Genomic DNA, 14957 nt, shown 5'->3' on the forward strand with positions numbered 1-14957 from the left:
ATTAATAGGCAAGAAAGTACATTCAGCTTCTCAGGTGCTGCCCAAATAATTATACTTTGCAAGTATAGTTTAGCTACCTGAATGGTGCGGATTTCTCCATAACACAACCCTTATTAACTATTCTATTCATGAAAATAAGCATTAAACCTTTTATAGTCTTTTTTGTATTGATAGTTTTCGCTATCAGTTCATTTCAGAGCAGCCCTCCGCCTACGCTCACCGTGCAAAAAGGCGCACACATAGCCTTAATTGGTGGTAATCTGGGGTCAAGAATGATGAACTACGGCCTTTTTGAAACCGAAATGCACGTACGCTACCCCGATTATTCGCTTTTTATACGTAATATGTGTGACGGAGGCGACACTCCGGGTTTCAGGCCACATGCCAGCCGTAACTTACCGTGGGCTTTTCCGGGTGCAGAAAATTTCCAGACTGAATATGCTAAAAACTCTGACAGTCAGGGGCATTTCGAAACACCCGACCAATGGTTGACCCGATTAAAAACAGACATTATTCTTACATTTTTTGGATACAGCGAGTCATTTCAAGGAAAAGCGGGCTTAGCCAATTATAAGGCAGAACTCGACGCATTTATCAAATATAGCCTCAGCCAGAAATATAATGGGTCAAGTAGCCCTCAGTTAGTTATTGTATCGCCCATTGCCTTTGAAGACCTCAGCAGCAAATATGACTTGCCCAACGGTATAAAAGAAAACGAAAATCTTTTGCTTTATACCAAAGCCATGAAAGAAGTGGCCGACCAGAACAACGTTTTGTTTGTAGATGCCTTTACACCTTCAAAAAAATGGTACGATACCACCAAGGAATTTTTAACTATTGATGGCTCACAACTGAACGAAGAAGGGTATAAAAGATTTGCCAACTTGCTGACAGATGCTATTTTTGGTAAAACACCTGCCAAAGCAGAAAACAACAGGAGTTTGGTAATGGAAGCCGTAAACGAGAAAAACTGGATGTGGCATAACGACTACAAAATTCCGAATGGTGTACATGTATACGGCCGCCGTTATAACCCGTTCGGACCAGACAACTACCCTGCCGAAATTGAGAAAATTCGTGAGATGACGGCCATTCGTGATACAGCTATCTGGCTGGCGGCATCGAAAGGCGAAAAAATGGACATAGCCGCTGCCGACAAAAGAACAAAAACTTTACCGCCTGTAAATACCAATTATAATCCTGAGAAAAATGGAAGTTTACAGTACTTGTACGGACAGGAAGCCCTGAGCAAGTTAAAAGTTCCGGCCGGATATAAAATCGAGCTTTTTGCTTCTGAACAGGAATTTCCTGACTTGGCAAAGCCCATGCAGATGTCGTTCGATAATAAAGGGCGGCTCTGGGTAGCAGTAATGCCGAGTTATCCGCATTACAAGCCCGGCGACACAAAGCCTAATGACAAAATACTGATTTTTGAGGATACCGACAATGATGGTAAAGCCGATAAACAAACCATATTTGCCGATGGCTTACACCTGCCTTTAGGTTTTGAAATTACGCATGAAGGCGTTTTTGTGTCGCAAGGTACAAATCTGAAACTTTATACTGACACCAACGGAGACGATAAAGCTGATAAAGTTGAGATTCTGCTTAGTGGCTTTGACGACCACGATACCCACCACAATAGCCACGCCTATACCGTTGACCCCTCAGGGGCTATTTATTCGGGCGAAGGGGTGTTTCTGCACACCAATGTTGAAACCTCTTACGGAACCGTACGGGCTACTAATGGCGGCTTTTACAGGTATAGCCCGCAACTGCGTAAACTGGAGCGTACGGCGCAACTATCAATCCCGAATCCGTGGGGGATTGCCTTTGATGAATGGGGGCAGCCGTTTTTTGCTGAAACCTCAAGCCCCGATGTACGCTGGATGATGCCCGGCAGTGTATTGCCCCGCTATGGAGAATATACCCATAAAAGTGTACAGTTGATAGAAAAAGACCACATGGTTCGCCCAACTTCCGGTCTTGAGTTTGTGTCGAGCAGGCATTTCCCTGACGAAGTGCAAGGCGATTTACTCATTAATAATACCATTGGTTTTCTGGGTACTAAAATGCACAGCTTGGTTGATGATGGCACGGGCTATAAAAGCAAACATCGTATGGATTTGGTGGTAAGCGAAGACCGAAACTTCCGCCCTGTTGATATGGAGTTTGCCCCTGATGGCTCTTTATACCTGATTGACTGGCATAACATACTCATTGGCCACATGCAACACAATGCCCGTGACCCACTCCGTGACCATTCGCATGGCCGTATTTACCGCATTACTTATCCGTCAAGACCACTCGTAACTCCTGCTAAAATTGCCGGAGCAAGCGTAGAAACATTACTTGATAACCTGAAACTACCTGAGTACCGCACGCGGTATCGTACCCGACGCGAATTACGTGGCAGAAGTGCCACCGAAGTTTTACCAAAAGTTACAAAATGGGTGGCTTCGTTAGATAAGGCTGACCCCCGCTATGAACACCACTTGCTTGAGGCACTATGGGTTACATGGGGGCTTGATAAAGTTGACCAGAAGTTACTCCGGCAGTTGCTCAAAGCCAAAGATTATCATGTAAGAGCGGCAGTTGTAGAGGTAATCCGTTTTACGGGGCATCAGTTACCTGACCAAGCCGCCTTATTAATGCAAGCCGTACGCGATGAAAACAGCCGTGTGCGTCTGGATGCCATTGTAGCAGCCTCATGGATTGGCAAAGAAAAAGGCTTGCCTATTCTGGCAGAAGCTAAAAAGAAACCACTCGATGACTGGATGATTCATGCTTACGAAACAGCAGTAGCGCACCTGAATGGCGTACCCGTAAAAAAACAAAAAGCAATTGCAGAGAAATCGACTTTAAAGGGAGAAGAACTTGAACTTTACAATATAGGTAAAGCCATTTATGCCAAAGAAGGGTACTGCACTACGTGCCACCAAGCCGATGGCAAAGGGCTAACGGCCTCTGGGTTTCCTCCGTTGGCTGGCACTAACTGGGTACAAGGCAATGAAGACCGCGCCATTAAGATAGTACTAAAAGGCTTACTCGGCCCCATAGAGGTAAACGGAAAAAAATATCCCGGCCAAGTACCGATGACCCCTTTTGAGGGTTTACTCACCGACAAGGAAGTAGCGGCTGTATTAACCTACGTCCGTAATTCGTTCGGGAACAAAGCTCCGGCCATTCAACCCGAAAAAGTAAAAACCATAAGGGCTTCCCTTAAAAACCAGAAGGATATTTACAATGCCTCAAAACTTTTATCAGAACACCCGTTAGAAAAATAATAAACGCTTGTTTTATAACTGCCTCGGCTAGCCTGACAGGATTTGCCGAGGCAGTTTTTTATTTGTATTTTGGCCTGAAAATCTAAATGAATGCTACAAACATTGCCCCTTAAAATCGATTTATTTGCCATTATCATGCTTTTAGGCGTAGTACAGGGGTTTTTTCTGGCATTTTTCTTTCTCACCCACCAAAAGGGCAATAAGGTAGCACATCGGTATCTGGGTTTATTTCTGTTTGCCATAGCTTTTTCTATCACAGAAGTTTTAATGGGCTACACCAATTATACCTTTCAAACGCTTTACCTCGTCGATATGGCCGAGCCTTTGAATTTCACAGTAGCACCCCTCTCATTTTTATACATTCAGACCTACATAACCGAACGCTTCACCAAAACACAGCTTTTACATTTTATACCTTTTTTTGCTTATCTTATTTATATGTCGGTTTTGTTTTACCCCCTACCCGACACTTACCATTACAATTCGTATCTGTATGCCTTTCATCCTGATATGGCTACCGTACCTTGCGATTATTCGGAAAAAGAATGGTATTATTTTTTTAAACACCATGTAAATGAACTGATGTTTGCTCACATGGTTATTTATCTGATTGCCAGTTTTTATGTAGTTATCAGCGCATTCCGACAAGAAAATTTACCGCTAGCCGCTACGCAGAACCCTAAACTTAGCTGGGCGCGCAAGCAGGTGATTTCGCTGGCTTCTATTGTTATTATATTTCTGGTTGTAAAACGTACTTTTATTCACGATTTAGGCGACCACATTCTGGCGGGGCATATTACACTTATTATTTATGCCATTTCTTTTACAGTAATAAGCCGCTCAAGGTTTTTTCATGAAGAGCAAACAAAAACAGGAAAAAAATACGAAAAATCTTCACTGACTACCGATATTCAGGATAACATATTATTAAAGCTGACCGAGTTAATGGACACCCAGAAGCCTTTCTTGAATGATTCGTTTTCGTTGCCAGTTCTGGCTAAGATGCTAGCTGTTTCGCCGCACCATCTCTCACAGATTCTGAACGAAAAACTAGGCCAAAGTTTTTTCGACTACACGGCCGCTTATCGTATCAGAGAGGCACAACAATTATTATCTTCTCCCGAAAATGCCCATATTAAAATTGAAGAAATAGCCGAAATGGTAGGTTATAACTCAAAATCGGCTTTTAATACTTCATTCAAAAAGATTGTCGGGCAAACGCCCTCACAATTTCGTGTACAGAAATAAGCGTGTTCAATGTTCGTTTTTATCGGCTCGAACGCCATCCTTATCGGCAGAGGCTCCCTGAACGTATCAGTCCTTTTAGTTTTGTGGCATCATTTAAACACTCAGGCACAAAATAATGGAACCTATTACAACATCAGTTAGCACACAAACTAAATCTTCAACCCGACAATATTATATTGACTGGATTCGGGTATTAGCCTTTTGTATCCTTATTTTTTTTCATAGCGGTATGTTCTTCGTAGGCTGGGGCTGGCATGTAAAAAACAACGTAATTAATCATACGATGGAGTTCCCCATGGAATGGCTGCATTTATGGCGTTTACCATTATTGTTTTTTATTTCAGGGGTAGGTGTGAGTTTCGCCATGAGGTCTCGTACAGGCTGGCAATTTGTGGGCGAGCGTACCAAGCGTTTACTACTGCCCCTTGTTTTTGGTATGTTTGTAATTGTACCCCCACAGATTTACTTCGAACGCTTGCAGCGAGGGCAATTCAGTGGGTCATATATAAGTTTTTATGAAAACGTATTAAAATTTATTCCCTACCCGAAAGGCGATTTCTCTTGGCATCATTTATGGTTTGTGGCCTACCTGTGGGTTTTCTCCTTGCTAGGCACTCCTTTATTTGTATGGCTTAAAACAGCAAATGCCCAAAACGTTATTAATAAAGCCCGTAAACTATTCAGCAATATCTGGGGTATATTGTTATTGAGTGTAATACCTATGCTTATCTACTGGACACTTCATAACCAATGGCCTGTTACTAATAATCTCATTTCTGACTGGTATAATTTTGCGCTGTCGCTGACCATTTTTATCTATGGATATTTAATAGGCACAAACCAAAAAATCTGGGATATTATGGAGAAATACCGCGTTATGCTTTTATCTGTTGGCACCTTCATTATTGTATCCAGAATCTCTTTTGATACACTCGTCGGTAGTATTCCTGAAGATATTCCGTTTATGCCCTTTATTAATGGCTTTCTGACTATAATTAGCCTCTGGACAACCATTCTGGGAATTTGTGGCTTTGCCAAACACTACCTCAATTTCAAGAACACTTTTCTGGCATATAGCACTCAGGCCGTATATCCATTTTATATTCTGCATCAGACCATTACGGTAGCCATCGGATTTCATATAGCCAATTGGGACATGAATGTATGGCTCAAACTGCTTGTTTTATCGCTTGGCACATTTGGCTTTAGTCTATTTATTTATCATTTCCTTATTCGTCCTTTCAGTATTATGCGACTGCTTTTTGGGGTAAAAACAAAATAATAAATTACCCGACCAAGCTCATGGCAGGCTTTAATGCCTGCAAAAGCCGAACGTGGCTCAGGTAATTAAGCAAACAAGAAATCCTGAATATTATTAATAACACTCAGGATTTCTTGTTTTTTATCTTGATGAAATAACGATAATGCCCGACTAGCTACTTTTGCTATCATTCATTGTATTACCCCAACACAGGCTTATAATTTATTAGCCTTATAAACTTTCACCATCCCATCGTTTTCGCTGCTTACGACTAATAAACTTTGTTGGATAGGGCTTTTTGAGGCAGGAATAAACAATACCCCTTCTGGTGCATCTCCCGTAGGTAACATTTTTATAAATACCGGTGCTAACGGATTCGTTATGTCATAAATAGCTACGGCATCGGCTCTTTCGAGACCTACATAAGCAATTAACTTGTTCCCTACCCTGCCAATAGTAACAGCTTCTGGCTCTACCGATTTATCGTCGCTTCTGGTATCGTCATAAACATTTGCTTCTTTTGCTTTTACATCGAGTTCGTTTTTGCTGTCATAAACCTGTTGGCCTGTTTGTGCGTTCCAGATCGAAAACGAACGTGCGCCAAAGCTATAAAGTGCATCGTAATCACCATCGTTGTCGGTATCACCTAAAGTACTGGTAACATTTAGCCGTCCTAATTGTGCGTCGGCTTTCAGCGTAGCTCCATTCGGAAAAGCCGCAGCATCAAGTTTCAAATCTTTTACGCGTTTAACTTCTGCAAAAGCATCATATTCGCGGGCATCACCTTCATTGGCAGTAAAAAGATACGGCACGTTATTGTAGCGCACAAATGCGATGGCATCGGGCATATAAGTGCCAAATACTTTCCAGTTAGCAAAGTTTATGGCATTGTCTTTATCACTCACGTCTACCATATTTCCGGCGGCGTTATAATCTTTAAAGCCTAGCGGATTTATTTTAGTGATAGTACCGCTTGTCAGACTGATTTCAGCAATAGCGTTATTTTCCTGTAATGTAACCCAAGCTGTTTTTGAGTCGTCCGAAACTGTAATATATTCTGGCTCAATATCTTTAACAAAATCCTTATTTGGCCCAAAAACTCTGAAACCTTTTGAGGTAAGGTCGGCCAATTGGCTGGCAAACGCCGAAAAATTAAGCGTTTTTACAGAGTAGTTATTTTTTACATCAATTATTGATACCGAACCTTCGGGGTCGTTGGTATAACTGGCGTTGGGTTCGCCTTCGTTAGCACTCAGAATATATCTGCCGTCAGGGCTATACGTTACCATATCAGGCAAGGCGCCTACGGTTATTACTTTTTCTTCGGCATAAGTGCTTGCATTAAACACCACAATTTTTCCGGCAGCCTGTTTATCGGTCGATTCTATGGCTGCTGCCACTTTACCTTCATAAGCAGCTACGCTATTGACGTATCCGCCATAAGGAGCCATACTAATAGAGTGAATAACTTTAATGTTGGCAGGGTCAGCAAAATCAATGACATCAATTTTATTGGTTGAGCCATTATTTACTGCAAATAAACGCTTGGTGGTGGGGTCGAAAGTAGTAATTTCAGCAGCCCCTAAACCTCCCAGGTTAATCGAAGCAATTTGCTGATAACTGGCTACATCTTCATTTACTGTAAATTCAAGTGCAGGCACATCTTCTTTATTACACCCTAATACCGCTAATGTAATAGCAGAAGCTAATAGAATAATTTTTTTCATAAAAGTTCATTGGTTTGGGCGCAAAAGTAGAATCCGTACATTATCTTAATGTTAATGAAAAATCAAGAAATCATGAATGTAGGGTACCAAAAATCGTTTTTCTAAGCCTGAAAGCGTATTATTCCAGACAGATTCTTTCTTATTTCTGTTTAAAAGCATCTACTTTTTTACGATTGTTATCTATTATTAGCCAATTCTTGCTGCAATCTTTTACAGGAGAAATAAAATTTATCTAATTTTAAGACATCATTACGACGCCCGAACAGGCTTTGGGTATTTTGTTATTTTGACCGTAATCAATCATTAAACTAAACACTTCACAAATCATGAAAAAAGTCTTGGTACTTTTACTATTTAGCAGTGCTTGTGTATTTGCTCAGAAAAAAAACTTCGACGACAAAGATTTAAAAGCTGGGCGTCCGCCACAGAACTTTACCCAACTTCTACCTACCGTACAATGGGCCGACGGCAATAAGCTCTCGGTAGTGCAACGTCAGGGTGGCGAAAGCAAAAGCTATGTTCTGGACCTTACTACCGGAAACATGACAGAAGGTAAAGCCAGCATCTCATCAAAAATACCTCAACCGAAAAAATCGGCATTTGTAAAAAATGGTGATGTTTTTCTAAAAGATGGAAGTGAAGAAAGACAACTAACTAACGATAAGGCCGAAGAAAAAAACCCGATGTTTTCGCCGGATAGTAGCTTTATTGCTTACACCAAAGAAAACAACTTATATACCTTTAACCTGAAAACCAACAAGGAGGTTCAGCTTACTACTGATGGCACAAAAACCACTTTAAACGGGTATGCAACATGGGTTTACTGGGAAGAAATTTTTGGCCGCCCTACCCGTTTCAGAGCTTTCTGGTGGAGCCCCGACAGCAAAAAACTGGCTTATATGCGTTTCGACGAAAGCAAAATACAGATGTTTCCGTTATACAACAGCGAAGGGCAACATGGGTTTATAGAAGAAACAAGATACCCCAAAAGCGGTGACCCTAACCCTGAGGTTAAAATTGGCTTTGTGTCGCCAGAAGGAGGAAAAACCACATGGGCCGACTTTAACGAAAAAGAAGAACAATATTTTGGCTGGCCTGAGTGGTTAGCCGATGGCAGTGGCCTGATGGTGCAGTGGATAAACCGCGGTAACGATAATCTGAAACTTTACAATGTGTCGCCTGCTAACGGTAGCAAAAAGGAACTATACGCCGAAACACAAAAATCATGGATTGATATTGACGATGCCGACAACCGCCTTACACTACTGGATGGTGGCAAAGAAATGATTATTTTGAGCGATAAAAGTGGCTGGAAACAACTGTATTTGTATGGTATCGACGGGAAATTCAAAAACAATATTACCGAAGGGAAATTCACGATTAAATCAGTAGAAGGTATAGACCAGAAAAACAGGGTAATTTATTTCCACGCCCGTGGCAAAGAAAACTCCGCCCGCTTCGATTTCTACAAAGTTGGTTTCGACGGCAAAGGTTTAAAACGCCTTACCTTTGGCGATTATAACCACCGTCTGATTCAGCTCTCGCCCGACTACAAGTATTTTATTACTACTTACTCAAGTATTACAACGCCTACATCAATGGCCGTAGTAGACAACGAGGGCAAAATTATTAAAGAGTTAGGCTCTATTAAAGGCAACGACATGGATAATTATAACATGGCTAAAACAGAGTTGTTAAGGGTTAAAAGTGATGATGGACTCTTTGACCTTCCTATGGTAATTACGTATCCACAAAATATGGTAGCGGGCAAAAAATATCCGGTATTGATAAGCATTTATGGTGGCCCCGATGCCGGAACTGTATTTGACCAATGGACCTGGACACCGCGTAGCCAATGGTATGCGCAGGAAGGTTTAATTCAGGTATCGCTCGACCACCGCGCCAGTGGGCATTTTGGCAAAGAAGGTGTTGCTTATATGCACCGCAATTTGGGCTACTGGGAAATGAAAGATTATACTACGCTGGTAAAATCGCTGATTGATAAAGGTATAGCCGACCCTACCAAAATATGTATTACTGGTTTTAGCTATGGTGGCTATATGAGTTGTTATGCCCTTACTTATGGTAGCGACGTATTTACCCACGGAATGGCCGGTGGTAGTGTAACCGACTGGCAATTGTATGACAGTGCCTATACCGAGCGTTTTATGGATACCCCTGCCGAAAACCCTGAGGGCTATAAAAACAGTAGTGTCATGACTCACGTAGATAAATATAAGGGTATGTTACAGATAGTACACGGCACTATGGACGATAACGTACACATGCAAAACAGTATACAGCTAATTAATAAATTAGAAGATAGTAAAAAGGATTTTGAGTTTATGTTATATCCGGGTGGAAGACATGGCTGGGGAGGCAATAAAGGGTTACATTTCGATAACCTGAAAACAAAATTCATTTACCGATATTTGCTAGAAAAACCAGTTCCTGAAGGGCTTCTGAAATAAAACATTAATAGCCAATAGCAATTAACATACTATTGGCTATTTTTATGCCTTTTCAAACCTGATACTTCTGTTTTTTTATGAAAAATGCCTTTTTTGTGTGTGCATTGCTGGTTTTTTCTTTTATTAATTCTGGCAAAGCCCAAACCCGAAGCCTGTTTAACTTCAGAAATTTTGATGGCTGGCACATTGATGTACCTGCCATGGATAATAACCCTGCGGCCAAAAGCCCGTTCATTCTCAGAAATGGCTTGCTAGTAAGCCTTGCCGACCCACAAGGACACATTATTACAGATTCGGTTTATGAAAATTATCGGCTCGAAGTAGAATACCGCTTTGCCGGAAAACCCGGCAACTGTGGTGTATTGGTGCATGTATCTACCCCACGTGTGCTTTATCAGATGTTTCCGAAAGCCATTGAAGCGCAACTGATGCACAAAAATGCCGGAGATTTCTGGTGTATCGGAGAAGACATCAGCGTGCCGGACATGGAAAAAAGGAGAGGTCCGAAAAAAGACTGGGGAACCACCGAAGGTAAAGAACGCCGCATAGTAAACCTTACCAACCACTCTGAAAAACCTGTGGGCGAATGGAATACCATGCGCGTTGAATGTGTGGGTAACGCCATAAAAGTATGGGTAAACGGCGACCTCGTAAATAATGGCTTTAATTGTACGGCCAGTAAAGGCCAGATTGCGCTGCAAGCCGAGGGTTCGGAGGTTGAGTTCAGAAAAGTAGCATTTACGCCTATCAGGGTTTTATCTGAATAAAACAAATAATCTACTTTTGTATAAAGAAAAAAGCTCTCCTGACGAGAGCTTTTTTTCTTATTTCATTCTGACAATAGTTACTCCTTGCCCTCCGCGGTCGGCGTGTTCGTCGGCCATGCCTGCCACTTGTTTATAGGTGCGTAAATGCTGGCGTACCAGATTCCGTAAAATACCATCCCCTTTGCCATGTATGATTCTTAATTCAGGATACCCTAGCATAATGGCATCGTTCATTAAAGTATCTACTGCCCCTAATGCTTCCTCTCCACGCTTGCCTCTCAGGTCGAGATTAAAGCTGAAATTCATCATTTTTTCATTCAAATCAATGCCCGTCATTTTAGGCTTGATACTCTCCTTCACCGCCTCCTTGAACTCCTTGCGGCTCATTTTTTCTAATCGGTTAAGTTTTACGTTGGTCTTAAGCTCGCCAATGGCAATTTCAGCATCTTTCCCTTTAAGTGAAAGAACCTCTCCGATGGTACTCTGCCCTTTGATTCTTACGTAGCTTCCGGCAGTAATATCACCTTTTTCCAGTTCCCATTCTTCCGAAACAGCTTTTGTTTCTTCTACTTTCTCGGGCTTAAGCTCCTGTGTTTCAAAGGTTTGCAGTTCCTGCCTGATAAGTTTCGTCAGGTCTTTATCGGCCTTACCTTCTTTTATCTCTTTAATGGCAATTTCTATCTTGCGGTTAGTCTCTTTCAGTAATTCTTTTGCCTGAGCTTTTGCATCGTTCAGAATTTTCTTCTTTTCAGTTTCCAGAAAATCTTTCAGGCTGTTGTACTGTTGAAGCGTATTTTTTAATTGCTGGTTTTTCTCGATAAATTCTTTGTTACGGTCTGCAAAAACTTTTCTTTCAATTTCCAGTTCCTTAATTAACTTTTCAAAGTCAATTTGTTGGGTTCCTAATTTACGTTTGGCGTTATCGACCACCTGTTTGGGCAAGCCTATTTTTTGTGCTACTTCCAAAGCAAAAGAGCTACCGGGTTTCCCGATTTCAAGCTCATAGAGTGGCTCAAGGTGTTCGGCATCAAATTTCATAGCTCCATTAATGGTTCCGCTATTTTTATTGGCAAACACTTTCAGGTTGGTATAGTGTGTATTAATTACACCATAGGCTTTTGAACGCAGCAACTGCTCGAGTATCGACTCGGCTATGGCTCCGCCCAAGCTAGGCTCTGTACCTGTACCAAATTCATCAATCAGAAATAAAGTATGCTTATTCGAGAAATTGACAAAGTGCCTCATGTTTGTGAGGTGCGAGCTATACGTACTTAAATCGTTTTCGATACTTTGTTCGTCGCCAATATCAATAAAAATATTTTTGAATATACCTACTTTTGAGTCGGGCGAGGTTGGAACCAACAGGCCGCACTGTGCCATATACTGTACCAGACCAATAGTTTTAAGCATAACCGACTTACCACCGGCATTAGGCCCCGATACCAGCACGATACGGTTCTCGTGGTCGAGCTTGATATTGAGAGGCACAATGGCTTTGTTTTGTTTCTGGTGTGCCAGAAATAACAACGGATGTGTAGCCTTATGCCATTCAAGTGCTTGGCCTTCAACCAGTAAAGGTGCAGTAGCGTTGATAGTTAAAGCAAACTTTGCCTTAGCTTTGATAAAATCGACCAGACCTAAAAACTGGTAGGCTTTACGTAAGGCCGGAATATGCGGACGCAGAAAAGCCGTAAGTTTTTCTAATATCTTCACAATTTCGCGGCGTTCCTTTGCCTCTAATTCTCTTATTTCGTTGTTGGCTTCCAATACTTCGGCAGGTTCTACGAAAGCCATTTGCCCCGTAGCCGACTCGTCATGTACAAAACCCTTTAATTTGCGCTTGTGTTCTGATAAAATCGGGATAACCATCCGTCCGTCACGGATGGTTAACGACATTTCTTCGCCAATCCAGCCACTATTACGTGCGGTTCGTAAAATACGTTCGAGCGTTTTTCTTAAATCGCTTTGTTCGGTTATTAGTCTGCGACGGATGTCGGCCAGCTCGGGCGATGCCGAATCTCTTACCTTGCCTCTTTCGTCGATAATTTTATCTATCTGTGTAATTACGCCACTCCAGCCTTCATCGTTTGTTGCAGGCAATGAGTTAGCTGTAAGAGCCTTCAATTCAGGGTAAATAGTTTCTTCTTTTGTTTTGAAGAAGTGAATTATTTGCTGAATTGTGCGGAGGGAAAGTTTAATTTCAAAAAATTGTTCTTCTGCTACAAATGCCCCTTCAAGCGAAGCACGTGTTAGCGAGTCACTTACATCAATATAGTTTTGTTCTGGAAAACCAGCCTCTACCTGTAAGATTAACTTAAATTCGGCTACCTGCCGAATCAATCTATCTATAATTTTGTAGTCGTCAGAGAAACGTATTTTTTCAACAAAAGCCCTCCCAAGCGAACTAACACATTGTTCGGCTATTAATTCACGAATTTTATCAAACCCTATTTTCTGTTCTATGTTTTGCGGGTAAAGCATGTATTTTTTATTTAAAAGCGGGTACAAATTTACTAAAAATTCCTGTCTTTTTAAGGCCATCAACAGGCTTTGGCAATATTCGTTGTAGCACCTCAAAAGTGTTATTTGGGATTTGTAAATAACCCGTTTAGCCTATCTGAATGTGCATGAAAGATAAAGTTTGTAACTTTGTTCTTATGAGTTATTAAAAATCAGGTATCAGGCTATGTAGCCAGAACCAATGCTGATATTAACGAATAATCTGATGAAAAAAGAACAATCTGCCGCTGAACAACCAAAAGCAAATGTGCAAGAAGTTTGCCCACGCTGCCAGCAGATATTTATGTGTCAGGCCAGCGATATAAGCCAGTGCCAGTGCAGAAATGTTTGCCTTACTAAACCTCAGTCTGAGTATATTAATCAACAATATACTACGTGCCTGTGTGCTGCGTGCCTGCAAATACTTCAACACGAATATGAACAAACTCGTGGTTGAATATCTTTTATGGCTTTTTTAATCATCAACACGGCTTTATTTTATTTTAAGGCTTGCTAACTGGGGAAAATTATACACATATTTGTTAAAATACGTTATTTATTTAGATTTTCTCTTTCTTTTTCACTATAAATTTCTCAATTTTGAAGTTAAAATGCATTGTTAAATACGTGGTTAAGTATAAACAATGTAACTTTTACGAAAATAAGTTTAAGCGTTTTTTATGAAAAATTTAGCTTAATTCTTTGTCCCTGCTTACCATGGTAAAAATTGGTGTAATCGCCTTACTGCTGACACTTGAGTTAATTATATTTTATGGAGTAAACATAGCTCTGGCTTATCCTTTTCGGGGGCTTATTCATTTAATGATGGCCTACTGGTATTATTCCGAAAGAAAAGCCATACTAAACCAGATAGATAAACTTTTTTTGGTTTCATGTTTAATTCCTGCCATTACACCAATCCCGATTTATATTTTCGGGTTTACATGGGGCACCCTTCTAGAAGTTGCATTGCTATTAGTGAGTTACCAGTTACTAATCAGAATTTATTTTCTGGAAGGAGCAAGAATCAGAATTACAGGTAAAAAACAGTTAAATACGTTTTTTAGAGCCGTTATTCCTTACGTTTGCTTACCTCTCACTTATTTTTTTCTGGTAGTTTTTCCACTCACAAAACCCGATGTATTTATCGTTACATTTATTTATCTGGTGCAGATAATGTATATGGCTTTATTGTCGGCCTATTTACCTTTTCCAGAAAAAAGTAAGTTACTTATCTCGCTGGGTATGTTTTTTATTCTATTTGCCAGTGGTGCAAGTGTCCACAGAGTTTATGTAGTGCCTTATTTTTTCGACTATGGTTTTGTCAGAATAGCGGCTGTACTTGGGCGGATACTCATCATTGCTGGTTTACTAAACCGTATAAATCAGGAAGGGCTAATTTCAAAATCAGCTTAACCTAAGGCTTATTTTTCGTTATCTTTCTTACGATTACGAAGTTTTTTATCATCAACGGTGTTGTTCAGAAAGCCATTTATTTTATCTATTTCAAAACTCATCTGAATTTCACCAAAGGAGTTTATCTTAATATCAAAGCCTTTCAGGTCTTTATGAACACGAGGATTATCTGCATTAGATTTATCTTCTGTTTTCTTTTTTGCCATAGTTTTAAAATTTATTTGTACCCGAAAATATTTACTAATAACGTACCAGCAACCTTTGCCTGTACCCTAAGTTAC

General features: G+C 40.7%; 10 protein-coding genes. 7 read left to right on the forward strand and 3 right to left on the reverse strand.

All coding sequences use genetic code 11. From position 1 onward, the window contains the following. Nucleotides 1–128 precede the first annotated feature (128 nt). From WAA15_RS06240 to WAA15_RS06250, 3 genes are all read left to right on the forward strand, one after another. Nucleotides 129–3287 (forward strand): PVC-type heme-binding CxxCH protein, encoded by a 3159-nt coding sequence (locus WAA15_RS06240; RefSeq protein ID WP_337041774.1) that lies wholly within the window; start codon nt 129–131, stop codon nt 3285–3287. 90 nt (nt 3288–3377) lie between these two features. Then, nucleotides 3378–4535, forward strand: a complete 1158-nt coding sequence (locus tag WAA15_RS06245; RefSeq protein WP_337041775.1) for a helix-turn-helix transcriptional regulator — start codon at nt 3378–3380, stop codon at nt 4533–4535. Nucleotides 4536–4650: 115 nt separating this feature from the next. Further along, complete coding sequence (locus WAA15_RS06250) at nt 4651–5817, forward strand: acyltransferase family protein (RefSeq protein ID WP_337041776.1); 1167 nt, start codon at nt 4651–4653, stop codon at nt 5815–5817. Between the two features lie 194 nt (nt 5818–6011). On the opposite strand, the gene WAA15_RS06255 is transcribed toward WAA15_RS06250, so the two are convergent. Next, nucleotides 6012–7523 carry a choice-of-anchor I family protein gene (locus WAA15_RS06255; RefSeq protein ID WP_337041778.1) on the reverse strand — a complete coding sequence of 504 codons (1512 nt, stop codon included), beginning with the start codon at nt 7521–7523 and terminating at the stop codon, nt 6012–6014. 326 nt (nt 7524–7849) lie between these two features. Between WAA15_RS06255 and WAA15_RS06260 the strand changes: the two genes are divergently transcribed. Together WAA15_RS06260 and WAA15_RS06265 are read left to right on the forward strand one after the other, a co-directional pair. Next, nucleotides 7850–9994, forward strand: a complete 2145-nt coding sequence (locus WAA15_RS06260) for a DPP IV N-terminal domain-containing protein (protein ID WP_337041779.1) — start codon at nt 7850–7852, stop codon at nt 9992–9994. A gap of 77 nt (nt 9995–10071) precedes the next feature. Then, nucleotides 10072–10761, forward strand: a complete 690-nt coding sequence (locus WAA15_RS06265) for a 3-keto-disaccharide hydrolase (RefSeq protein WP_337041781.1) — start codon at nt 10072–10074, stop codon at nt 10759–10761. 57 nt (nt 10762–10818) lie between these two features. Here the strand turns inward: WAA15_RS06265 and WAA15_RS06270 are convergent, their stop codons facing one another. Beyond that, nucleotides 10819–13242, reverse strand: coding sequence for an endonuclease MutS2 (locus tag WAA15_RS06270; RefSeq protein ID WP_337041782.1), 2424 nt, complete (start codon nt 13240–13242; stop codon nt 10819–10821). Nucleotides 13243–13486: 244 nt separating this feature from the next. On the opposite strand from WAA15_RS06270, the gene WAA15_RS06275 reads away from it, so the two are divergent. Next, the gene (locus WAA15_RS06275; RefSeq protein WP_337041783.1) at nt 13487–13717 is read left to right on the forward strand and encodes a cysteine-rich CWC family protein; all 231 of its coding nucleotides are present in this window, start codon (nt 13487–13489) and stop codon (nt 13715–13717) included. A gap of 245 nt (nt 13718–13962) precedes the next feature. Then, nucleotides 13963–14676 carry a hypothetical protein gene (locus WAA15_RS06280; RefSeq protein WP_337041785.1) on the forward strand — a complete coding sequence of 238 codons (714 nt, stop codon included), beginning with the start codon at nt 13963–13965 and terminating at the stop codon, nt 14674–14676. Between the two features lie 8 nt (nt 14677–14684). On the opposite strand, the gene WAA15_RS06285 is transcribed toward WAA15_RS06280, so the two are convergent. Beyond that, a complete protein-coding gene (locus tag WAA15_RS06285; RefSeq protein ID WP_337041787.1) occupies nt 14685–14882 on the reverse strand; it encodes a hypothetical protein in 198 nt (65 codons plus the stop codon). Nucleotides 14883–14957 lie beyond the last annotated feature (75 nt).

The organism is Emticicia sp. 17c (assembly GCF_037153985.1).
In the GTDB taxonomy this organism is placed as follows: domain Bacteria; phylum Bacteroidota; class Bacteroidia; order Cytophagales; family Spirosomataceae; genus Emticicia.

Coding starts and splice junctions, on each gene's coding strand:
- WAA15_RS06240 (WP_337041774.1), top strand. CDS start 129: ATGAAAATAAGCATTAAACCTTTTATAGTCTTTTTTGTATTGATAGTT.
- WAA15_RS06245 (WP_337041775.1), top strand. CDS start 3,378: ATGCTACAAACATTGCCCCTTAAAATCGATTTATTTGCCATTATCATG.
- WAA15_RS06250 (WP_337041776.1), top strand. CDS start 4,651: ATGGAACCTATTACAACATCAGTTAGCACACAAACTAAATCTTCAACC.
- WAA15_RS06255 (WP_337041778.1), bottom strand. CDS start 7,523: ATGAAAAAAATTATTCTATTAGCTTCTGCTATTACATTAGCGGTATTA.
- WAA15_RS06260 (WP_337041779.1), top strand. CDS start 7,850: ATGAAAAAAGTCTTGGTACTTTTACTATTTAGCAGTGCTTGTGTATTT.
- WAA15_RS06265 (WP_337041781.1), top strand. CDS start 10,072: ATGAAAAATGCCTTTTTTGTGTGTGCATTGCTGGTTTTTTCTTTTATT.
- WAA15_RS06270 (WP_337041782.1), bottom strand. CDS start 13,242: ATGCTTTACCCGCAAAACATAGAACAGAAAATAGGGTTTGATAAAATT.
- WAA15_RS06275 (WP_337041783.1), top strand. CDS start 13,487: ATGAAAAAAGAACAATCTGCCGCTGAACAACCAAAAGCAAATGTGCAA.
- WAA15_RS06285 (WP_337041787.1), bottom strand. CDS start 14,882: ATGGCAAAAAAGAAAACAGAAGATAAATCTAATGCAGATAATCCTCGT.